Origin of the sequence: Frondihabitans sp. PhB188 (assembly GCF_003752365.1) — a bacterium.
GTDB lineage: Bacteria > Actinomycetota > Actinomycetes > Actinomycetales > Microbacteriaceae > Frondihabitans.
In genome coordinates, this window is sequence record NZ_RJUO01000003.1 from 224,370 (window position 1) to 246,828 (window position 22,459).

Below are 22,459 nucleotides of genomic sequence, written 5' to 3' on the forward strand. Positions count from 1 at the left end.
ACCCGACCATACGCCCGGACAGGCACAGCTAACGCCCCTAGGCTGTAACGAGTCCTGACGGAGGTTCGATGATCACCTGGCCCGGCAACCCCTATCCCCTGGGTGCGACGTACGACGGCAGCGGTACCAATTTCGCGATCTACTCCGAAGCGGCAGATCTGGTGCAGCTGTGCCTGTTCGACGATCAGGGCGTCGAGACGCGCGTCGACCTCGTCGAGGTGGACGCCTACGTGTGGCACGCCTACCTGCCGAGCGTGCAGCCCGGCCAGGTCTACGGCTACCGCGTCCACGGCCAGTACGACCCCGCCACGGGGCACCGGGCCAACCCGAACAAGCTGCTCCTCGACCCGTACGCCAAGGCCACGGCCGGCGAGATCGACTGGGACGAGGCGCTGTTCGCGTACAACTTCGGCGCGCCCGATTCCCGGAACGACAAGGACAGCGCCCCGCACATGATGATGGGCGTCGTCATCAACCCGTACTTCGACTGGCAGGGCGACCGGCCGCCCAAGTACAGCTACGACGAGTCGGTCATCTACGAGGCGCACGTCAAGGGCCTGACGGAGACGCACCCCGGCATCCCCGAGCACGAGCGCGGCACCTACGCCGGCGTCGCGAACCCGGTGATCATCGAGCACCTGAAGAGCCTCGGCGTCACGGCGATCGAGCTGATGCCGGTGCACCAGTTCGTGCAAGACAACACGCTGCTCGAGAAGGGCCTCCGCAACTACTGGGGCTACAACACGATCGGCTTCTTTGCGCCGCACCAGCAGTACTCGTCCGTGCTCGACCACGGGCAGCAGGTGCAGGAGTTCAAGACGATGGTCCGCGTGCTCCACGACGCGGGCATCGAGGTCATCATCGACGTCGTCTACAACCACACGGCCGAAGGCAACCACCTGGGCCCGACGCTGTCGTTCAAGGGCATCGACAACGCCGCCTACTACCGGCTCGTCGAAGACGACCAGCAGTACTACATGGACTACACGGGCACCGGCAACAGCCTCAACGTCCGTCACCCGCACTCGCTCCAGCTGATCATGGACTCCCTCCGCTACTGGGTCACCGAGATGCACGTCGACGGCTTCCGCTTCGACCTCGCGGCGGCTCTCGCACGCGAGTTCTACGAGGTCGACCGGCTCTCGACCTTCTTCGAGCTCGTGCAGCAGGATCCGATCGTGTCGCAGGTCAAGCTCATCGCCGAGCCGTGGGACGTCGGGCCCGGCGGCTACCAGGTCGGCAACTTCCCGCCGCAGTGGACCGAGTGGAACGGCAAGTACCGCGACACCGTGCGCGACTTCTGGCGGGGTGAGCCGGCGACGCTCGGCGAGTTCGCCTCTCGCATCACAGGATCAGCAGACCTCTACCAGCGCGACGGCCGTCGCCCGATCGCGTCGATCAACTTCGTCACCGCGCACGACGGCTTCACGATGCGCGACCTGGTGTCGTACAACGAGAAGCGCAACGACGCCAACGGCGAGAACGGCAACGACGGCGAGAGCCACAACCGGTCGTGGAACTCCGGCGCGGAGGGCCCCACCAAAGACAAGAAGGTGGAGCAGCTGCGTCGCCAGCGCGTCCGCAACTTCCTCGCCACGCTGATGCTCAGCCAGGGCGTCCCGATGCTCGTGCACGGCGACGAGCTCGGCCGCACCCAGCTCGGCAACAACAACACGTACGCGCAGGACAACGAGCTCAGCTGGATCGACTGGGAGAACGCCGACGACGACCTCATCGCGTTCACCACCAAGCTCGTCCACCTTCGCCGCGACCACCCGACGTTCCGCCGCCAGCGCTACTTCGACGGCCGATCGGTCCGCCGGGGTGAGGGCGATCCGCTGCCCGACATCGTCTGGCTGACGCCCGAGGGCGACGCCATGCAGCCCGAGGAGTGGGACTCCGGTTTCGGCCGCTCGATCGGGATGTTCCTGAACGGCAACGGCATCCACGGGCGCGACTCCCGCGGCGGCCGGATCACCGACGTGAACTTCCTGCTCTACTTCAACGCCCACGACGACACAGTGACGTTCACCGTCCCGACGGACGAGTACGCCGATAAATGGGAGGTCGTCATCGACACCGTTCTGCCCAAGCGACCCGCCACGCCCGTGAAGCCCGGCGACAGCCTGCCTGTCGCCGGCCGCTCGATGGTGGTCCTCCGCGCGATCGAGCAGGTCGCCCGATGACCCGCGAGCACGCGCCGCTCTCCACGTACCGGCTCCAGATCCGTGCGTCGTTCGACCTGACCGCCGCGGCCGACGTGACGCAGTACCTCCGCGACCTCGGCGTCGACTGGGTCTACCTGTCGCCCGTGCTCGAAGCCGAAAAGGGCAGCGACCACGGGTACGACGTCGTCGACCACTCGCGCATCGACCCCGCCCGCGGCGGCGAGGTCGGCCTCCACTCGCTGGCCGACCGCGCGCACCTCTTCGGGCTCGGCGTGCTCATCGACATCGTGCCGAACCACATGGGAGTCGCCTCGCCGGCGACGAACTCGTGGTGGTGGGACCTCTTGAAGCACGGCACCGACTCGCGCTACGCGACCGCCTTCGACGTCGACTGGGCGGCGGGCGGCGGCAAGGTGCTCATCCCGGTCCTCGGCGACGACGGCGACGACCGCCTCGACGACCTCAGGATCGAGGGCGACGAGCTCCGCTACTTCGACAACCGCTACCCGCTGGCGCCCGGCACCTTCTCGGAGGGCGACTCCCCCGTCGACGTCCACGCTCGCCAGAACTACGAGCTCGTGTACTGGAAGCGCGCCGACTCCGACCTGAACTACCGGCGCTTCTTCGCCGTCAACACCCTCGCCGGCATCCGCGTCGAGGAGCCCTGGGTATTCGACGAGTCGCACGCCGAGATCGGCCGCTGGTTCCGCGACGGGATCGCCGACGGCCTCCGGGTCGACCACCCGGACGGCCTCGCCGACCCCGCGGGCTACCTCGACCGTCTCCGCGAGCTGACCGGCGGCGCGCACGTGCTCGTCGAGAAGATCCTCGAGGGTCCGGAGGAGCTGCCTCACGACTGGGCCACGGCCGGCACAACGGGCTACGACGCGCTCGGCGAGTTCGACCGCGTTCTGGTCGACCCCGACGGCGCCGCCGCGCTGGGCGCGCTCGACGCATCCGTCCGTGACGGCAGCCAGCCCGTCGACTGGCACGACATGATCCTGGGCACGAAGCTCGGGATCGCCGACGGGATCCTCGGGAGCGAGATCAACCGGCTGGCGCGGATGCTCGCGCCCGATGGCGGCGCGCCGGTTCCTGCGACCGTCGAAGCTCTGGCCGAGCTCGCCGCCGCCTTCCCCGTGTACCGCAGCTATCTGCCGCAGGGCGGCGAGCAGCTCGCCGAAGCCGCGGCCATCGCAGAGCGGGCCCGCCCCGACCTCACCGACGCGATCGCCGACGTCGTGGCCCGTCTGGGCGACCCGAGCGACCCCGCCGCCGTGCGCTTCCAGCAGACGAGCGGCATGGTGATGGCCAAGGGCGTCGAAGACACAGCCTTCTACCGCTACAGCCGCCTGGTGTCGTTGAACGAGGTGGGTGCCGAGCCGAACGTCTTCGCGCTCTCGCAGGCCGAGTTCCACCAGCGGCAGCAGAAGCGGCTCGCGACGTACCCGCACGCCATGACGACCCTGTCGACGCACGACACCAAGCGGTCGGCGGATGTCCGTGCCCGCATCAGCGTGCTGTCGGAAGTCGCCGTCGAGTGGGCGGCCGCGCTCGGACGCCTTCGCGAACTGGCGCCGCTCGGCGACGGGCCGTTCGAGAACCTCCTCTGGCAGAGCATCGTCGGGGTCTGGCCCGCGTCGCGCGAACGACTTCACGACTACGCCGAGAAGGCGTCGCGGGAGGCCGGCACCTCGACCGCCTGGACCGACCAGAACGCCGAGTTCGAAGAGAAGATGCATGCCCTCGTCGACTCGTGCTTCGACGACGAGCGCGTCGAGGCCGAGCTGCACCGCGTCGTCGATCTCGTGCGCGATGCCGGCTGGAGCAACTCGCTGAGCCTCCAGCTGCTGCAGCTCACCGGCCCGGGAGCCCCCGACGTCTACCAGGGCTGCGAGCTGTGGGACTACTCGCTCGTCGACCCCGACAACCGCCGCGCCGTCGACTTCGACCTGCGCCGCCTGTACCTCGCGGCGATCAACGAGGGCGAGACGCCGGCTGTCGACGAGAGCGGCGCCGCCAAGCTTCTCGTCACGCACCGCGCGCTCACGCTGCGCCGCGACCGGTCCGAGCTGTTCGAGCGGTACGCGCCGCTGCCCGTGTTCGGCGAGGCGGCCTCCTCGGCCGTCGCCGTCGATCGCGGCGGGGCCATCGCCGTCGCCACGAGGCTCCCGGTCGGGCTCGCCGAATCGGGCGGCTGGCGCGACACCGTACTGCACCTCTCGGGCGGCGACCGCATCGACGTGCTCACCGGCCGTCGGCACTCGGGCTCGCGCCTGCGGCTCGCCGATGTGCTCTCCACGTACCCGGTGGCGCTGCTGATCCCTGCTCCCGACGACTCATCCACCCCCGACTCCGAGGTATGACCGTGGCTCTCTACGACGTCTGGGCCCCGCTGCCAGCGCGCGTCCGACTCCAGCTCGACGGCGAGGTCCACGACCTCGCCCAGGACGACGAGGGATGGTGGCGCGCCCCGGCCGGCCTCGACCGCGCAGCGGGACGCCGCTACGGGTTCCTGCTCGACGACCAGACCACGCCGATTCCGGATCCGCGCTCCCTGCGCCAGCCCGACGGCGTGCACGGCCTGAGCGAGACCTACGACCCGGCGGCCTTCGCGTGGACCGACGACGAGTGGACCTCGCGACCGCTCGCCGGCGCCGTGATCTACGAGCTCCACATCGGCACCTTCACGCCGACCGGCACTCTCGACTCGGCGATCGACCGCCTCGACCATCTCGTCGACCTCGGCGTCGACTTCGTCGAGCTGCTGCCGGTCAATGCGTTCAACGGCACGCACAACTGGGGCTACGACGGCGTCGACTGGTTCGCCGTCACCGAGAACTACGGCGGCCCCGAGGCCTACCAGCGCTTCGTCGACGCCGCTCACGACCGCGGACTCGGAGTCATCCAGGACGTCGTCTACAACCACCTCGGCCCGAGCGGCAACTACCTGCCGCAGCTCGGTCCGTACCTCACCGACAAGCACGCCTCGACCTGGGGCACCGGCGTCAATCTCGACGACACGGGGTCGCACGAGGTGCGCTCGTTCATCTCGGACAACACCGCCCTGTGGCTCGCCGACTACCACGTCGACGGTCTCCGACTCGATGCCGTTCACGCCCTGGTCGACGACTCGCCGGTGCACCTGCTCGAGGAGATCGGCATCCGCGCCGCCCGCCTCTCCGCCCACGTCGGCCGCCCGAAGTGGCTCATCGCCGAGAGCGACAAGAACGACGCGTCGCTCGTCGCTCCCCGCGAGGCGGCCGGTCGCGGAGGCTCGGCCTTCGGCCTCGACGCGCAGTGGAGCGACGACTTCCACCACTCGGTGCACGTGGCGCTGACCGGCGAGATCTCGGGCTACTACGCCGACTTCGAGCACCTCGGCGCCCTGGCCAAGGTGCTCACGCGCGGGTTCTTCCACGACGGCACCTGGTCGTCGTTCCGCGACGCGTACCACGGCCGGCCGATCGACACCGAGCGCATGCCCGGCTGGCGCCTCGTGGTCGCGAACCAGAACCACGATCAGATCGGCAACCGCGCCATCGGCGACCGCCTGGCCGCGACGCTCGATGACGGCCAGCTGATCATCGCCGCGGCCCTGACGCTGACCGCGCCGTTCACCCCGATGCTCTTCATGGGCGAGGAGTGGGCGGCCTCGACGCCGTGGCAGTTCTTCACGTCGCACCCCGAGCACGATCTCGGCGAGGCCACCGCCAAAGGCCGCATCGCCGAGTTCGCCCGCATGGGCTGGGACGAGTCCGCCGTGCCCGACCCGCAAGAGCAGTCGACGTTCGCCGACTCGAAGCTCGACTGGACCGAGGTCGAGTCGGGCCGCCACGCGGTCGTTCTCGAGGCCTACCGCGCCCTCCTGGCGCTGCGGCGGGCCGAGCCCGAGCTGACCGACCCGTCGCTCGGCGGCGCCACGCTGTCGGTCGACTTCGACGAGGAGGCCCGCTGGCTGGTCATCACGCGCGGCAGCCTCCGTGTGGCGGTGAATTTCGCGCAGGAACTCCGCGAGCTCCCGATCCGCTCCGAGCAGGTGCTCTTCGCCAGCTCGGCCGCCGTCGAGCCCGGCCGGTCGCTCGCGCTGCCGCCGCACTCGGTCGCCGTCGTGCGCTGAGCGGCGCGCCGCCCGCGCCGCCCTGCGCCCATGCTCCTCGACCCGTCGAGGCTGCGCCTATGCTCCTCGACCCGTTGAGTACGAATCGACGTACTCCTGCGGCGTCAGCGCCGCGATCGCGGCCATCACCTCGTCGGTGACCGCACGCAGCCGCGTCGCGTCGTAGTCGCCCTCGACCTTCTCGAAGTGGATCGGCTCGCCGAAGACGACCGTGACTCGCGCGCGCCTCGGCAGCTTCGAGCCCTTCACCATCACCTGGTCGCTCCCCTGGATGCCGAACGGCACGATCGGCACGCCCGACGACAGCACCATCCGCGCCACCCCGGTGCGGCCCCGGTGCAGGCTGCCGTCACGGCTCCGGGAACCCTCGGGGTAGATGCCGAGGGCGCCGCCGGAGGCGAGGACCCCGAGGCCGGTCTGCAGCGAGGCCTTGGCGGCCGAGCCGCCCGCCCGGTCGATGGGGAGCTGGCCGATCTGCGTCAGGAACCAGCCGAGCAGCCGCCCGCCTAAACCGGTCTTCGTGAAGTAGTCGCTGGCTGTCAGGTAGGTCATCGGCCGGAGGACGACGGCCGGCACGAACACCGAGTCGATGAAGGCGATGTGGTTGCCGGCGAGGATCACTCCCCCGCGCTTCGGGATGTTCGAGAGGCCGCTGACCCTCACCCGGAAGAACGCGAACATGACGGGCCGGACGACGAAGAAGCGCAGGAAGCGGTACACGCCAGCAACTGTAGAGGGCCGAGCGGCTAGGCCGTCGTCGAAACCAGTTCGGCGAACACGATCGTGTTCTGGTCGTAGTGCCCGATCGAGGCGTCGAAGGTACCGCCGCACGTGATGAGGCGCAGCTGCGGCGTCGGCGACGTGCCGTAGACGTCGCTGGTCGGGAACTCCGATTTGAGCGCGGCGCGGCTTCCGGTCACGCTCCACGTCTGGACGGCCCCCGACGAGAGCGTCACCTTCACGGTGTCGCCAGCGGCGAGCTGCGCCAGGTGCAGGAAGACACCGGGCCCGGTCGTCGAGTCGATGTGACCGGCGATGATGGCTGGTCCGACAGCGCCGGGCACGACCCCCTTGGCGTACCAGCCGGCGTCGGTCGCATTGGTGGGCGGGTCGAGCTCCCCCTGGGCGCCGATCGCGAGGTCTTGCATTCCCGCTGACACGCCGAGCTTCGCGATGGCGATCTTCGTCGGCACCACGCCCGCCGCCGGAGCACTCGAGAGCGAGCTCTCGTCCGGGTCCTGGAGGCGTCCCGCGGCTCCGGGGCCGGGGGTCGGCGTCGAGGTGGCGGTCGCGGTGGGCGCCGCCTCGGTGGTCGCGCCGGTCGAGCAGGCCGCGAGGCCCGCCACGACCAGGGCGGCGGCGGCGAGCGCGGCGCTCGCGCGTGCAGGGAGTCTCATGTCATTCGCCTTTCAAGAGGGGGCACGAGCCCATCGCGTCCGTCTGCAGCGACAGCGCTCCGAGGGCGTCCCACGCGGCGCCGTAGTAGGTCGGCGTCGACTGCGCGAGCCGGTCGGCCGCGGCGAGGTCGGCCTGTGCTCCCGCGCGGTCCGATCCGCTCGCGCGAGCGGCCGCACGGGCCACGTAGCCGAGCGGGCTCTGGTCGCGGTTGAGGGCCGTCCCGCCGAGGTCGAGCTGCATGGGCAGGGGGTCCTTGTCGGCGAGCGGTCCCGCCAGGCGGGCAGCGATCGCAGTGTCGGCGGGCTGGCACGACTGAGCGAACCGGATGGCGACGCGGCCGGCGTCGTAGCCGTACTGCACGGTCCCGGACGAGCCCGTGGGGCCGGGCAGCGGAGTGACCGAGCCGTCGGCGGCGACCTGCGACCAGTCGCTGGGGAGGGCGCTCGAATCGAGGATCTTCGTGGTGACCGTGCGAGTTCCTGCGAGCAGCTGAGACCAGCGGTCGTCTCCGGTGGCCTTCGCGAGCGCCTGGAAGCTCGATGGCGCCGCGTACGAGGCGTTGTACGACCAGGGGCCGTCGCCCTGCGCCCAGGGGCCCGGGAGCAGGATGCGCCCGTCGGGCGTCTGCGCCGTCAGGTCGTCGATGATGTGACCGGCGAGCGTCTCTCCTGCGGTCGTCCACGACGGATGGTCGAAGGTGGCGCCCGCCATCACGAGCGCGTGCGCCATGTCGACGTCGGCGTCCGACGCGGGCATCGGGTCGACGACGGCGCCGTCCTTCCACTGCCACGCCATGAGGCCGTCCGATCGCTGGAGGTTCGTCTTCGTCCACGTCCAGATCGACGCGAACGACTTCTCGTCGCCGAGAGCGGCCGCGACGAGCATGCCGTAGGCCTGCCCCTCGCTGACCGTGTCGTCGCCCTGGTCGCGGCGCACGACGCGACCGGCATCGTCTCCGCCCTGCTGCACGTAGTCGGCGAGGAACGCCGTGCCGATCTCGGTGGCACTCCGCGCAGGAACTGCGGAGCCAGAAGAACCCGGCGTCGAGGCCGCCTCCGGCGCCGGCGCACCGCCTCCCGGCAGCACGCCGGTCGCGAAGGCCGCCACCGTCGCCGTCGCCACCAGCGCCGCCGCGATGCCGACGGCGAGCAGGACCTTGCGCGCGGGGGCTACGGCGCGACCGCCTCGAACGGGAGGGCGGTCGGGATCAGCTCGGGGTGCGTGGCCTCGTAGCCGCCGCCGGTCTGGACGCCGCCCTTGGGGGTGGTGGTGGTCGCGGCGCTGTCGACGACGGGCACGATCGTGATGCCGTTCGAGGCGTTGTCGAGCACGAACAGCGTGTTGATGCTGCCCGAGGCGAGCTTCAGCGTCTTCGTGGCCTCGGCCTTCTTGTCACGGCCGTCCAGGTCGAGCTTCCACGTGCCGGCGCCGACGGACGCGTAGCCTGAGGCGCTGCCGAACGCGGCGTCCTCGGCAATTGCCGTGCCCGTGCTGGTGGCGACGCTGACGGTCTTCGACACCGTGGCCGCCTGAACGAGACGCACGCGAGCCTTGTCGGCCGCCGGCTTCGTCAGGTCGTCCTGGAAGACGTTCGTCTGCAGGTCGTCGTTGGTGCCGTACGCGACGACGGTGATCGGCTTGTCGGTCGCGACCGTGATCGACGCGCTGATGACCGGCTTGGCCGACTTCGGGGCGTCCGACGCGGTCATCGCGACGGTGTAGCGGCCGGTCGGGAGCTGCTTGTAGGGGCTGACCTGGCCGTACTTGACGCCGTCGAGCTCGTAGACGGTCTGGCCTCCGGCGAACGCCGTGAGGCGCACGTCGACGGCCTTGGTGTCGGGCGAGAGGTGCCCGACGCGCACCCAGCCCTTGCCTGCGGCGGGGGCGGCGTCGGCGGACGAGCCGCCGAACAGGGCGGAGCCCAGGGCGAGGGCGGCGGCGACGAACAGGGCGAGGACGATCGCGACGCGCTGGAGGCGGACGAGGCGCTTGGCCTCGTCTCGGGGCGCGCTCTGCGGCGAGCGGGAGGAGTGGATCAGGGTTGCCATGGCGGAACCTTTCTCGGGTGTGGTGCGGTGGTGCGGGTGGAATCCCGGTAGCGGCTGAGGGTCAGCCCAGGAGACCGGAGGGTTCGATCGCCGGGAACACGACCGTGGTGCCGCCGCTGGTCTGGGTGACCGTCGACGGGGCGTACTTGGAGCCGACCGAGGTCAGCCAGGTCTTGAGCTCGGCCGGCGTGCCGGCCCCGCTCGAGGTGATGACGAGGCTGCGGAAGTCCAGCCCCTCCTCGCCGGGCAGCGGGACGAGCGTCTTCATGTCGACCGGACCGGTCGCGAGCAGCTCGCTCAGGACGACCAGCGCCCGCGAGTCGAGCTGGCCGGCTTCGAGCTGCTTCTTGACCGCGTCCGAGCCCGTGAAGTTCGGGTTGGCGGCGATCTCCGTGCCGGCTGCGATCTGCGCCGCGTTCTCGGTCTCGGCCGTCTGCTTCGCGGCGGCCTCCCCCTGCGGGTGGATCTGGCGCACGTCGACCTGCTCCGTGCCCTCGCCGAAGGAGGCGACGACGGTGGAGTTCTTCAGGGCGTCCTGGACGTCGGGGCTGTTGGCCGCCGAGGTGCGGACCGAGTTGGTCGTGACGAGGTAGTCGCTGTCGCGCCAGCCGTTGGGCGACTGGGCCTCGACGGCGCCGTCGGTGTCGATCTTGTAGAACCAGATGACGTTGTCCTGGGCGAAGCCGTCCTTCACGAGGTCGACCCACATGGAGTCGTCGACGAGGAGGCGGGAGTCGTGCGGCACGTTGTCGTCGACCCACTGCTCGGCGCTCACCATCGGCTGGTCGAGGTCTGAGAGCAGGAAGCCTCGCAGCTGCACGGTCCAGAGCGGCACGAGGGCGGCGATGGCGACCGCGGACGCCACCAGCCAGGCGGTCGCGCCGATGCGCGTGAGCGAGGTCGTGACCGTCCCGGCACGGCGAGCGCGGTATGCCTTCACCGCGGTGTCGCCGACCGCGGCCACGAGGAGCGCGCCGAACGGCAGCAGCATGATGACGTAGGGCACCGGCACGTAGCTGTTCGGGCGGAACATGACCGCCACGGCGAAGAGGACGAGCACGGCGAACGGTCGCGTGCGACGGAGGAACAGGCCGACGATCGCCGACAGCAGCCCCATCACGATGAAGACCTGGTCGAGGATCCACCACTGGTTGACGACCTTGAAGAACAGGCTGCCGGTGTCGAGGATCGAGCCGCTCGAGTCGCGGGTGCCGAGCTGGAAGCTGAGGCCGGAGATCAGGCTGGTGTGGCCGGGCCCCGGGATGAGCTCGCCGCGGACGGCCGCGAACACGACGTACGCCAGGCCGACGAGGGCGAGGACGGCGCCGGAGGTCGCCAGCGTGTAGCGGCGCGTCGAGCGGTCGGAGTTCCTGATCATGACCCAGGCCAGGAACGGCAGGGCGAGGAGGAACGTCTCTTTCGTCAGGACGGCGACACCGAAGGCGAAGGCCGACCCGATGAAGCCCGCGAGCTGGTTCTTGCGACTCAGAGCCAGGAGGAAGGCGAGGAGCAGCCACGGGACGGCCACATTGTCGAGGTACACGGTGCGGTGGAACTGCACGGCGAGGGGCGACAGCGCGAACACGGCGGTGGCGACGCCGGCTGCGGCGCGGCTGAGCTTCAGACGGCGCGAGAGCAGCCAGATCAGGATCGCCGACACGAGCGTGAAGAACAGCATCGCCTCGCGGCCTGCCATGACCGCCTGGTCGTAGCGCGCGAACGCGTTCGTCAGGCCGGTGTAGCCGGCGATCTGGATCCAGCCGAGCGGCGGATGGTCGTACCAGTACGTGTAGTGCGTGAGCTCGCCGAGGTGGCCGATCGCCCACGCCTGGGCGGTGTACGTGCCCTCGTCGTCGATCCGCTGCGGGGAGCCCGCCATGTTGAGGCGCTGCACCACGCCGCCGATCGCCAGGATCGGCAGCAGCACGAGGAGGGAGGCCGCGTGGCGGCGAAGCCAGCCGCCGGCGCGCGACGGCGGCCGGACCTCGACGGGCGGGGTCTCGGGGCGGAGGGTGCGGACCGAAGGGCGTTCCTGCGTCGTCGTCATCGCTCGTCTCCTGACACCATGGCATAAGCGGGCTGGGGCTCGGCCGTGCGGCCTGCGCCGATGGGCGTGACGGTCGCACCCGTCTCGGTCGGCACGTCGGCGTCGCGGTGGGCGCCGGTGTGCTCGGTCTTCTCCCAGCCGTTCTGGCCGCGGAGCTGGCGGTAGACCGCGCGGACGGCTCCGAGGGCGAGGAACACCTGGTAGGGAATGAGACCCCAGATCAGGCGGAAGTAGTCGAGAGCACGCACCTTAATGCCGTACGTGCGGCCGAACTCGGCGAGTCCGGTGATCTCGACAGCCAGGAGCACCAGGGTCGGCGCGAGCGGGATGAACGAGATGAGCGCGACGCCGGTGGGCACCTTCACGGTCAGCATCAGGATGATCGACACCGGGATCAGGAGGCCGGTGACCGCCTGGATGAAGGGCATCGTCAGCAGGTAGCGGGCGTAGAAGCGCTGGCGGAAGGTGGGGAGCTTCTTCCACTCGCCCTTCCCGAGCACCTGCATGAAGCCCTGGTTCCATCGGGTGCGCTGCTTGAGGAGCGACGTGAACGAGCCGGGGGTCTCTTCTCGGGTGACGACCTCGGGCGTGTACGCCACGACGACGTTGGCTCCGGCGCTCGAGAGGCGCACGCCGAGCTCGCAGTCTTCCGCGAGGCAACCGGCATCCCAGCCCTCGGACCAGTCGAGCCACTTCTTGGTCACGAAGACCGTGTTGCCGCCGAGCGGGATGAACTTCGACTTGGCGTGGAAGTGGAGGCGCGAGCGGAACCAGAAGTAGTACTCGAGCACGTTGCGGAGGCTCCACCACGACGACTGGAAGTTCATCAGCTGGACGCCGCCCTGGACGACGTCGGCGCCGGTCTCGGTGAACTTCGAGTCGACCAGGCTGAGCAGGCGCGGGTGCACCTCGTCTTCGGCGTCGAACACGCCGACGATCTCGCCCTTGGCGGTCTGGAGCGCCAGGTTGAGCGCCTTCGGCTTGTTCTTCGGCACCGAGTCGTCGACGATTACGCGGATCAGCTCGGGGTGCCGAGCGGCGGCCTCGCGGGCGACCCGCTCGGTGCCGGGGTCGTCGTGCCCGACGATCGCGATGATCTCGAAGCCCTGGTGGTCCTGCTGCGCGAGGCGGTCGAGGGTCTGGCCCATGACCTCCTCCTCGTGGCGGCCCGGAACGAGCAGCGTGAAGGTGTGCTCGGCCTTCAGCGGGTTCTCGCTGAAGGCGGTGCCCGACAGGTTGTCCTTCGAGCGCCAGGCGTGGAGCATCCACCAGAGAGTCGACACCGCGACCGCGGTCAGCAGGAGCGCAACGATCACCATGGCCGAGTAGCCGACCCACTCGAGAGGGGTCCAGGCCGGCAGATGGAAGCCGACGGCCGAGGGGTCGACGCCGGTGGAGGCGCCGCGGTTGGGGACGAACGAGCCGTCCTGAGGGGCCTGCGGGGTGAGCAGCGGTGCGGGGTCGCCGGCTGCCGCGAGGGTGGTGAGGCGTGTCGGATCAAAGGACACGGGCGTCACTCTCCTTCGGGTGGATTGTGAGTGGTGCTTCGGGTGTGCGGGGCGGGTCTGGGTCCCGGCCCCGGGCCACGTCACCTGTTCGGGGGACGCTCCTTGGGTATGCGACTCGTTCGGGGGCCACGGAGCAGGGGTTTGGTCGGGGTACGGCATTTTCTTGCGATTGCCAGAAACCGGACACGAGCTGTTCACATGCGGCCCGGGTCGACGCGCGCGTAGTTTGGGCCTATGGAATTCAGATACCTCGGCAACTCCGGCCTCAAGATCTCCGAGATCACCTACGGCAACTGGCTCACCCACGGCTCGCAGGTCGAGAACGATGCGGCGACCGCCTGCGTGCGCGCGGCGCTCGACGTCGGCATCTCGACGTTCGACACGGCCGACGCCTACGCGAACACCGCCGCCGAGAAGGTCCTGGGCGACGCTCTCCACGGCCAGCGCCGCGAGTCGCTCGAGATCTTCACGAAGGTCTACTGGCCGACCGGACCTCGCGGCCACAACGACACCGGACTCAGCCGCAAGCACATCCTCGAGTCGATCGACGGGTCGCTGAAGCGCCTCGGAACCGACTACGTCGACCTCTACCAGGCGCACCGTTACGACTCCGAGACGCCTCTCGAAGAGACGATGCAGGCGTTCGCCGACGTGGTCCGCCAGGGCAAGGCTCTCTACATCGGCGTCTCGGAGTGGACCGCGGCCCAGATCCAGGCCGGACACGAGCTCGCGCAGAAGCACGGCATCCAGCTCATCTCGAACCAGCCGCAGTACTCCCTGCTGTGGCGCGTCATCGAGTCGGAGGTCGTGCCGGCGTCGAAGCAGTACGGCCTCTCCCAGATCGTGTGGTCTCCCGTCGCGCAGGGCATCCTCTCGGGCAAGTACAAGCCGGGGCAGGAACTCCCTGCCGGCTCCCGCGCCACCGACGAGAAGGGCGGCGCCTCCGCGATGAAGCGCTTCCTCAACGACGACGTGCTGACCGCCGTGGCGGGGCTCGAGCCGATCGCGGCCGACCTCGGCATGACGATGGCCCAGCTCGCCATCGCCTGGGTGCTGCAGAACGACAACGTCGCGTCGGCCATCATCGGCGCCTCGCGGCCCGAGCAGGTCGTCGACAACGTCAAGGCCGCGGGCGTGAAGCTGCCCGCCGAGGTCCTCGCGAAGATCGACGCCGCGGTCGGATCGATCGCCGAGCGCGACCCCGCCAAGACCGTGTCGCCCGATCAGCGCCCCGCCTGAACCGGGTCGTCTTTTCTCTCTGTTCCGTTTCGCGTCACCGGGAATAGTCCGGCTATAGATACGATTGCATGTATTCGTGGGTCGGTGACATGACACCGACCGGCGAGACCTCAGACCACCTCACACGTTTGGAGCCACCCATGGCCATCACCACCGAAACCATTCCCGGATACGTCGCCGGCACCTGGAACATCGACCCGATGCACTCCGAGCTCACCTTCTCGGTGCGCCACCTCGCGATCTCGAAGGTCAAGGGCAACTTCTCGAAGTTCGACGTCACCCTGACCACCGGCGAGTCGATCGTCGACTCGACCGTCGAGGCCACCATCGACATCGCTTCGATCTCGACCGGCAACGCCGACCGCGACGGCCACCTGCACTCCGACGACTTCTTCTCGACCGAGTCGCACCCCACCGCCACCTTCAAGTCGACCAAGGTCACGGAAGACGGCGACGACCTCCTCATCGACGGCGAGTTCACGATGAAGGGCGTCACCAAGCCCACCACGCTCAAGGCCGAGTTCGGCGGAATCGTCACGGACGGCTACGGCCAGACCAAGGCCGGCTTCTCGGCCAAGGGCAAGATCGACCGCACCGAGTTCGGCATCTCGTTCAACCAGAACCTCGAGAAGGGCGGCGTGCTGCTCGGAAACGACATCTCGTTCGACCTCGAGATCCAGGTCGTTCTCGCCTCGGCGTAAGCAGCCGCACACGAAGGGCCCGCGCCGTCGGCGCGGGCCCTTTCGCGTGCCCGAGCTCGGATCATCCGCCGACAGCGAACAGCACCTGGGAACACACTCCGCACATGCGGAGTTGTCCCTGATCCCGCCCCACCCCCGAGAGGACACCCGTGGACACCGACTGGATCTCCCTCCTCCGCATTGCTCACTCCGAGTTCGCCGCGCGCATCGCAGCCGTCCGCGACTGGGACGCTCCTACCCCCGACACCGACTGGACGACCCGCGACCTCGTGGCGCACGTCGTCGAGGACCAGCAGTGGGTCCCGCTCCTGCTCGCCGGCAAGTCGCACGCCGAGGCTCAGCTCGCGATCGCCCCGCTGGGCGATGACCTCGCCGCCGAGTGGCGCCGGTACGCGCCTGCGGCCCTCGACGCCTGGAAGTCGGTCGACCTGGCCCGCGCCGTCCAGCTCTCGTACGACACCGTCCGCGCCTCGGAGTACCTCGCCGAGCAGGTCGGCGACGTCACGATCCACACCTGGGACCTCGCCCGCGCCACCGGAACCAGCGAAGACCTCGACGACGACCTCGTCGACGCCGTGTGGACCGTCTTCGAGCCGCAGGCCGACGCCCTCGCGTCGAGCGGCCTCTACGCGCCGGTCGTTCCCGTCTCAGCCGACGCGTCGCTCCGGGTCCGCCTGCTCGCGCTGACGGGCCGCGACGCGAGCTGACCCTCAGTCCTCCATGGTTAGGTGGGCGCATGACCGACAACGAAGCCGGCTCGCCCGACCGCCCCTGGCTCGCCCACTACGCCCACGGCGTGCCCGCCGACATCGAGCCGGTCGTCGGCACCCTCGTCGATCTCATCGACGGGGCGGCCGACCGGTACCGCGGCCACGTGGCGCTGGAGTTCTTCGGGCGCGAGACCACCTACCGCGAGCTGCACGACGACATCCTCCGGGCCGCCGAGGGGCTGCGGCGCCTCGGCGTGCGGCGGGGCGACAGGGTCGCGATCCTGCTTCCCAACAGCCCTCAGCACGTCGTGGCGTTCTACGCGGTGCTGCGGCTCGGGGCCATCGTGGTCGAGCACAACCCGCTCTACACCGACCGCGAGCTGCGGCACCTGTTCGAAGACCACGAGGCAAAGGTCGCCATCGCCTGGGACAAGCTCTCCGACCGCCTCCGCGCCATGCCCAACGACCTCGCTTTCGACCGCGTCGTCGCCGTCGACCTCACGCGTGAGATGTCGGCAGCCACCCGGGCGGCGCTGAGGCTCCCCGTGCGACGCGCAAGGGAATCCCGGGCCGCACTCACCACGGCACGGCCGGTGCGCTCCCGCGGGCCCCTCTCGACGTGGGAGCAGCTCGTCGGCGGCCGGCGTCTCAGCAAGCGGCACGAACGGCCGAAGCTCGACGACGTCGCCCTCCTCCAGTACACGAGCGGCACGACCGGTCTGCCGAAGGGCGCCATCCTCAGCCACCGCAACCTCCGGAGCAACGTCGAGCAGGGGCGCGCCTGGGTGCCTGAACTGAACGACGGCGCGGAGACGATCTACGGCGTGCTGCCGTTCTTCCACGCCTACGGGCTGACGCTGTGCCTGACGTTCGCCATGCGCATCGGCGCCCGGCTCGTGCTGTTCCCGAAGTTCGACGTCGATCTCGTGCTGAAGGCGGCGAAGAAGCACCCGCCGACATTCCTGCCCGCCGTGCCGCCGATCTACCAGAGGCTCGCCGACGAGGCGGGCTCGCGGGGGTCGCGTCTCGGCAGGTGCCGCGTCGCGATCTCAGGCGCGATGAACCTCCCCGCGTCGACGATCACGGCGTGGGAGGCGGTCTCGGGCGGCATCCTCGTCGAGGGATTCGGCCTCACCGAGACGTCGCCGGTGGCGCTCGGCAACCCGCTCGGCCCGACACGGCGCCCCGGCACCGTCGGGCTGCCGTTCCCGTCGACCGACATCAAGGTCGTGCGGCGCGACGACATCACCGTCGAGCTGCCGTGCGGCGAGCCGGGCGAGCTGATGATCAAGGGACCGCAGGTGTTCCAGGGCTACTGGCGCCGCCCCGACGAGACCGCCGCCGTGCTGCCCGGCGACGGCTGGTTCCGCACCGGCGACATCGTCACCCTGAGCGACGACGGCTACGTCACCATCGTCGACCGAATTAAGGAACTCATCGTCACCGGTGGCTTCAACGTCGCGCCCTCCGAGGTCGAGGACGCCGTCCGCAACCTCGACGGGGTGCTCGACGCCGCCGTGGTCGGGCTCCCGAAGGACGCCGGGGGCGAGGACGTCACCGCCGTCGTCGTGCTCGAACCGGGCGCGCGCTTCGACGAGGCGGCCGCCCGGGCGGCACTCCACGAGCACCTCGCCGGCTACAAGGTGCCGCGGCACCTGTTCGTCGTCGACGAGCTGCCGCGCAACCTCATCGGCAAGGTGCTGCGCCGGCAGGTGCGGGAGGAGCTCATCGCGCGGCGCGCCTGAGCCGTCGGCGCGCCTGCCTGGGAACGACGATGGTCACGAACCGAGTACGGTGCACCAATGACCGACGACAAGAAGACCACCACGACCACGCACACCTCGGACGGCGACGGCACCACCGAGAAGACCACGACGACGACTCACGAGGAGACCACGTCGACCAGCACCTCCGACGACTGACCGGCGCGTCGCGCCCGCGCTGAGAGGCCTCTGGGAGCCACCGGCACCGTACCGCGCCATCCGCGGGCCTCTCGCGTCGCCGTCGCGCTCATCGCGCCGCCGCCGCCGATGCCGCGAGGAGCGCCACAGTGAAGATCGCCCAGTCGTTGAGGATGTGGGCGCCCGTGCTGACGAGGATGTTCTTCGTCCGGATGTAGGCCAGCGTCAGGACGAGTCGAGCGACGCCGATGATGAGGAACGCCTGCGCGAAGTTCCACTGGTACGTCGGCAGGTGCGCCGCGCCGAACCACGCGGCCGTCACGAACCAGGCGATGAGGAGCGCGTGCTTCCGCGAGAGTCCGGCCTTCGTGCAGAACGCCATCACCGCCAGGAACGGCAGGATCGTGAACAGTTCCTCGCCGAAGATCTGCACGGCTGTTCCGAGGTAGAAGGCGAATGCTTCCCCGGCACTGTGGATGCCGTCCGCTGCCGGGTTGGCGTTCGCGCCGAAGAACGCCTTCACGATGATCCCGACCAGGAACGACACGACGAAGTTGAGCACGGCGAACACGACCATGAGGCCGAAGTCGCGGGGGCGGATACGCCGCAAGATGCTTGACCACTGGCGGCGGGTGAAGGCAATGAAAACAGCCAGTTGGACAGCCGGAAAAAGGAATCTCGAGACCAGCGCCTGCACGTTGCTAGTCGCCGGATAGAAGATGAGAACCGCGAATCCTGCGGCGCAACCGAGGATGACGACGATCCACTTCCAGGTCGCCAGCTCGAACGGGACACCGTTGTAGAACGGGAAATCCCGGCCGTCAGGCCTCTCTATCGCTTTTCCGTATCTCTGGTCGTTCTCCGCTGGTGGGGTCGGAGAATCCACTGCTTCGGTCGATGACATCGCGTTGCTCTCTGATCGCAACGAGCCGGCCTTGGCTCAGAAACGACTCTAATCAGGCGCACAGCCACTGCCAAGACCCGGTCGAGGCGAGGTCATGACCGAGCGGCTCGTCGACAGAGCTGCGACTTCGACTCAGGTCTGCGACTGGAGCGCATCCGTCAGCTGCTGGAAGTACCCGACCGCACTGATCGAGCTGAGCACGAGACCGACGACCTCGATGAGGATGAGCACCCACACCGGCCAGAGCCCGCGGCCCGGTGCGACTCGGCGGACGATCACCGACCGGCCGATCACGTAGACGGGCGACGACAGGAAGCTCCAGGCCCAGTGGAACGGCCTCACGACGCCCACTCGAAGCAGCCGCCGATAGTCCGCCACGGCGAGCAGGACGCTCACCCCGTACAGGGCAAGGCTGGCCAGGAGCACGGCGATGTACTGCGGGGTGTAGATCGACGACGGATCGACAGTCGGCGTGCCGGACGGCCCGACCTCGATGATCCGGAACTTCGGCCGGTACGACAGGGTCAGCGGCCACACCACGAGCGGCAGCAGAACGATCACCCAGATCAACGCCCCGTAGATCGGCGCACCCGGCGCGAGCTCGGGTCTCACTGGGTTCGCCATCGCCACGGCCTGCGGCCCGCCGGCGGGAGCGGTCGGAGCCGTCCACACCACTCCGTCCCACCACCGGGTGCCAGGACCCCCTTCAGGATCCGGGTACCACCCGGGGCCCACCTCCGGACGCGATCCATCAGACATGGCACTCCCCCTTCGAGTTCGATAGCTGAGGAAGATTCGGGCTCCCTCGCCGGTGCTCACTGTAGGTCATACCGGCTCGCACCTTCACGGCAGAGCCGATGACTGCACTCCCCATGCCCTCGGCAGGTCCGGATGACCTGGCGCTCCCGGGGCCAGGGCCGCAGGACCGGCCTCACCTCGGGCACACGAGCTCGAACGCCCTCCACATCTGATCGGGCCGGGCGATCAGGCACGGCATCCCCAGGGCCGCGCCGCCGGCGTCGTCGTGAGCGGAGTCGCCGATCATCAGGCATTCTCGCGGGTCGCTGTCGAGCCGACCGGCCGCGAGCTGGAAGATCCGCGGATCGGGCTTCACAGAGCCGACCTCGTACGACAGGACGACCGCGTCGAGCGCGGAGGCGATCCCCCAGCCCGCCAACGCGGGGCGGATGTCGAGGGCAATGTTCGACACGATCGCCAGACGGATCCCTGCGCCGGACGCCCGGACGATGAAGTCCCGGGCCCCGTCGTTGAGCACCCACTGATTCGGCATCGTCTCGTAGAGCGCCTCGGCGAAGTCGAGCGGCATGGCCTCGCCGCGGGTCACCGTCGAGACGAAGGCGTGCCTGTGCGCTGCGGCATCGAGATCCCAGTCCAGGGTCGGGAAGAGCTCTCTCGCGTCGCCCCAGACCGTCCGGATCCTCCCCACGGCCACCGACGTCGACGCGGGGCGGCTCGCCACGCGCGATCCCGCCTCGGCGATCCAGTTCTCCATCGATCCCACGACCGCCGTCGTGTTGTGGAAATCGAGGAGGACGGCGCGGGGCCGGCCGGTCGATCGCTCGTGCTCGACAGGCGCACCGCGGCCGAGTCGATCGTCGTCCGCAGGCGAATCGCCGTGTCCACTCATGACCCGACCCTAGGCGGGCCGGCTCCTAAGATCACGCTGTGGTGTCAGACGCACAGGCCTCCTACTCGCGGCGGGCCGTCGAATACGCTGAGCACCTGGGCACGATGACGGCGGTCCACCGGGCGGATGCGCACCTGGTGACGTCGTGGGCCGTCGAGCTGAACGGACCCATCCTCGCAGGAACTCCCCCGACATCCCTTTCGTCGTCGGCACTCTCGACGCTCTCCCGGACGCTCCCGACAGCTACGCGGGAGTGCTCGCCCGGTACTCGCTGATCCACCACGAGCCCCGCAGCATCCGGCGGGCTCTGAGCGAGTTCGCCCGAGTCCTGCGACCCGGCGGCGCGCTCCTGGTGGGCTTCTTCACCGGGCCCGAGGTCGAGGCGTTCGACCACGCGATCACGACGGCCTACCGCTGGCCTCCCGATGCTCTCGGCATCGAGTTGCGCGACGCCGGGTTCGAGGTGATCGAGACGCACACGCGAACCGGGCCCCACCCCGGCCCGCGGCCGCACGGCGCCGTTCTCGCACGCCTCCGAGACTGACGAACGAGCGACCACCACCGCACAGGGTGCGGGACACTGTCCTGATGACGACCGACGCAGCCACGCACGACGACCGCTACGACCGGAAGGTCGGCCGCCGCGACGTCCGAGACTGGCGCACGAAGGCCGGCAGGCGGCTGGCCGAGCGTCACGACCGCCTCGCGTCCCGCGTCGGTGCGAGGCGAGCGCTCGTCGCGACGCTGGCGATCGGCGGCGGCGTCGCAGTCGTCGCGTCGGTCGGCGCGTCCTGGATCTACGACGGCGTCACCAGCCGTAACGGCATCGAGAGCCTCGACGGGCCTGCGTTGAAGCTGGCGAAGAGCCTGCGGTCACCTGCGGCGAACGCCGCCGCAGCGGCGATCGCCCGAGGCTTCGGCCCCGTCGGCATGCCCGTCCTCGCGCTCGGCACAGCCGCCGCGCTGGCCGCGCGACGACGCGAGCTGACACCGGTGATCCTGATGACGGCAGCCGGAGCCGGCTCGCTGGCCATGACGCTCGCGGGCAAGAACATCATCCGCCGCAACCGCCCGCACCGCCGCGACGCGATCGCGCCGTACGAGAAGTCGCCGTCGTTCCCGTCGGGCCACACGCTGAACGCCACGACGGTGCTCGGCTCCGTCGCCTACCTGTACGCCCTGAACCAGAAGCGCAACGCACCCCAGACGGCCGTCATCGGGGCGGCGGCCGCGACCGCCGTCACCGTGGGGCTCTCTCGAGTCCTGCTCGGCGCGCACTGGTTCACCGACGTCGCCGTCGGCTGGACCACCGGCACCGGCTGGCTGTCGCTGATCGTGACCAGCCACCGCCTCTACCTGACGAGCACCGACCGCGACAGCTGACGGCCAGGCGCGGCCCGCCCGACGCCGAATCACCGGCCCGACGACGTCTGTCCGGCGAGCGCTCTAAGCCGCCTGCGGTGCCCGCATCTGGAACCACTGCAGCATCTGCCTCAGCGCCGGCTGATTGCCGAAGCCCGGTGTGCTGTCGGCGAGGTCGTCGAAGGTGGCTCGATAGCCGGGGATCTGGTCGGCGAGGTCGTCCGAGGCGGGCTCGTAGCCCATCGACCAGGACGGGAAGAGGCGCTCAGCCTCCTCGTCTTCCACCAGGACCGACACGTCGGTGTGGCGGGGGTCGGCCGAGATGACGCGCAGCCGATCGCGGACGACCTCGTCGTCTCCCTCGAGCACCTGGATGAACTGGCCGTCGCGGTAGAGGAGGAAGCCCGTGAGGCCGAGGCGCCGGTTGTTCGACCGGCTGTTCATCAGGAGCGTGGCGAGGGTGTCGTCGTCGAAGGTGTCGACGGCGGTGCTCGTGTACACGAGTGACAGCATGCGTATCTCCCAGGATCGAAGACTCCAGCGTGCCTGATCGCCGTGCCCCGGAACAGCCCCAGCACGGGGGTGTGTCGTTTCGCCCGGCGGTTGATTGAGTTGTCGCAGGGTGATCGCAGACGGTCCCCGGTTACGGAGCGTTCCATGCCGCCGACCTCGAGCCGCGGTCCAGCTCGCGAGCCCGCTCCCCCG

The 22,459-nt window shown here is 69.6% G+C and carries 19 protein-coding genes; 9 read left to right on the forward strand and 10 right to left on the reverse strand.

Annotated elements, in window-relative coordinates:
* Window positions 1-68: 68 nt before the first annotated feature.
* Genes glgX through treZ form a run of 3 tightly spaced genes read left to right on the forward strand, consistent with a single transcriptional unit; the run spans window position 69 to window position 6,288 of the window.
* Window positions 69-2,186 carry a glycogen debranching protein GlgX gene (gene glgX / locus EDF46_RS09860; protein WP_123506118.1) on the forward strand — a complete coding sequence of 706 codons (2,118 nt, stop codon included), beginning with the start codon at window positions 69-71 and terminating at the stop codon, window positions 2,184-2,186.
* Window positions 2,183-4,534, forward strand: coding sequence for a malto-oligosyltrehalose synthase (gene treY, locus EDF46_RS09865; protein ID WP_123506119.1), 2,352 nt, complete (start codon window positions 2,183-2,185; stop codon window positions 4,532-4,534). Before glgX ends, treY begins: the two co-directional genes overlap by 4 nt.
* The gene (treZ, locus tag EDF46_RS09870; protein WP_123506120.1) at window positions 4,531-6,288 is read left to right on the forward strand and encodes a malto-oligosyltrehalose trehalohydrolase; all 1,758 of its coding nucleotides are present in this window, start codon (window positions 4,531-4,533) and stop codon (window positions 6,286-6,288) included. The genes treY and treZ overlap by 4 nt, the downstream gene beginning before the upstream one ends.
* Before the next feature lie 57 nt (window positions 6,289-6,345).
* Here treZ and EDF46_RS09875 read toward each other — a convergent pair whose 3' ends face one another.
* From EDF46_RS09875 to EDF46_RS09900, 6 genes are all read right to left on the reverse strand, one after another.
* Complete coding sequence (locus EDF46_RS09875) at window positions 6,346-7,008, reverse strand: 1-acyl-sn-glycerol-3-phosphate acyltransferase (RefSeq protein WP_233579978.1); 663 nt, start codon at window positions 7,006-7,008, stop codon at window positions 6,346-6,348.
* Window positions 7,009-7,034: 26 nt separating this feature from the next.
* On the reverse strand, window positions 7,035-7,685 hold the full coding sequence (locus EDF46_RS09880) for a sortase domain-bontaining protein (protein ID WP_123506121.1): 651 nt from the start codon (window positions 7,683-7,685) through the stop codon (window positions 7,035-7,037).
* Between the two features lies 1 nt (window position 7,686).
* Window positions 7,687-8,808, reverse strand: coding sequence for a glycosyl hydrolase family 8 (locus EDF46_RS09885; protein ID WP_158614207.1), 1,122 nt, complete (start codon window positions 8,806-8,808; stop codon window positions 7,687-7,689).
* Window positions 8,809-8,855: 47 nt separating this feature from the next.
* A complete protein-coding gene (locus EDF46_RS09890) occupies window positions 8,856-9,734 on the reverse strand; it encodes a DUF4397 domain-containing protein (RefSeq protein ID WP_123506123.1) in 879 nt (292 codons plus the stop codon).
* 61 nt (window positions 9,735-9,795) lie between these two features.
* Window positions 9,796-11,781, reverse strand: a complete 1,986-nt coding sequence (locus tag EDF46_RS09895) for a glycosyltransferase family 39 protein (protein ID WP_123506124.1) — start codon at window positions 11,779-11,781, stop codon at window positions 9,796-9,798.
* Window positions 11,778-13,289 carry a glycosyltransferase family 2 protein gene (locus EDF46_RS09900; protein WP_233579979.1) on the reverse strand — a complete coding sequence of 504 codons (1,512 nt, stop codon included), beginning with the start codon at window positions 13,287-13,289 and terminating at the stop codon, window positions 11,778-11,780. The genes EDF46_RS09895 and EDF46_RS09900 overlap by 4 nt, the downstream gene beginning before the upstream one ends.
* A 234-nt stretch (window positions 13,290-13,523) precedes the next feature.
* Between EDF46_RS09900 and EDF46_RS09905 the strand changes: the two genes are divergently transcribed.
* The 4 genes from EDF46_RS09905 to EDF46_RS09920 all read left to right on the forward strand — a co-directional run bounded on the left by EDF46_RS09905 (window position 13,524) and on the right by EDF46_RS09920 (window position 17,684).
* On the forward strand, window positions 13,524-14,528 hold the full coding sequence (locus tag EDF46_RS09905; protein ID WP_123506125.1) for an aldo/keto reductase family protein: 1,005 nt from the start codon (window positions 13,524-13,526) through the stop codon (window positions 14,526-14,528).
* 140 nt (window positions 14,529-14,668) lie between these two features.
* The gene (locus EDF46_RS09910; protein WP_123506126.1) at window positions 14,669-15,229 is read left to right on the forward strand and encodes a YceI family protein; all 561 of its coding nucleotides are present in this window, start codon (window positions 14,669-14,671) and stop codon (window positions 15,227-15,229) included.
* 149 nt (window positions 15,230-15,378) lie between these two features.
* A complete protein-coding gene (locus tag EDF46_RS09915; RefSeq protein WP_123506127.1) occupies window positions 15,379-15,936 on the forward strand; it encodes a TIGR03086 family metal-binding protein in 558 nt (185 codons plus the stop codon).
* A gap of 29 nt (window positions 15,937-15,965) precedes the next feature.
* Entirely contained in the window at window positions 15,966-17,684 is a 1,719-nt protein-coding gene (locus EDF46_RS09920; RefSeq protein ID WP_123506128.1) for a long-chain-fatty-acid--CoA ligase, read from the forward strand.
* A 265-nt stretch (window positions 17,685-17,949) separates the two neighbouring features.
* Here the strand turns inward: EDF46_RS09920 and EDF46_RS18535 are convergent, their stop codons facing one another.
* From EDF46_RS18535 to EDF46_RS09935, 3 genes are all read right to left on the reverse strand, one after another.
* A complete protein-coding gene (locus EDF46_RS18535) occupies window positions 17,950-18,450 on the reverse strand; it encodes a CPBP family intramembrane glutamic endopeptidase (protein ID WP_199738257.1) in 501 nt (166 codons plus the stop codon).
* Window positions 18,451-18,876: 426 nt separating this feature from the next.
* Window positions 18,877-19,503, reverse strand: a complete 627-nt coding sequence (locus tag EDF46_RS09930) for a DUF2510 domain-containing protein (protein WP_123506130.1) — start codon at window positions 19,501-19,503, stop codon at window positions 18,877-18,879.
* A 172-nt stretch (window positions 19,504-19,675) separates the two neighbouring features.
* Window positions 19,676-20,392 (reverse strand): HAD family hydrolase, encoded by a 717-nt coding sequence (locus EDF46_RS09935; protein WP_123506131.1) that lies wholly within the window; start codon window positions 20,390-20,392, stop codon window positions 19,676-19,678.
* A 145-nt stretch (window positions 20,393-20,537) separates the two neighbouring features.
* On the opposite strand from EDF46_RS09935, the gene EDF46_RS09940 reads away from it, so the two are divergent.
* Both EDF46_RS09940 and EDF46_RS09945 read left to right on the forward strand, forming a co-directional pair.
* Entirely contained in the window at window positions 20,538-20,936 is a 399-nt protein-coding gene (locus EDF46_RS09940; RefSeq protein ID WP_370454086.1) for a class I SAM-dependent methyltransferase, read from the forward strand.
* A gap of 44 nt (window positions 20,937-20,980) precedes the next feature.
* Window positions 20,981-21,775 (forward strand): phosphatase PAP2 family protein, encoded by a 795-nt coding sequence (locus EDF46_RS09945; RefSeq protein ID WP_123506132.1) that lies wholly within the window; start codon window positions 20,981-20,983, stop codon window positions 21,773-21,775.
* 63 nt (window positions 21,776-21,838) lie between these two features.
* Here EDF46_RS09945 and EDF46_RS09950 read toward each other — a convergent pair whose 3' ends face one another.
* Complete coding sequence (locus tag EDF46_RS09950) at window positions 21,839-22,267, reverse strand: BLUF domain-containing protein (protein WP_123506133.1); 429 nt, start codon at window positions 22,265-22,267, stop codon at window positions 21,839-21,841.
* Window positions 22,268-22,459: the final 192 nt, after the last annotated feature.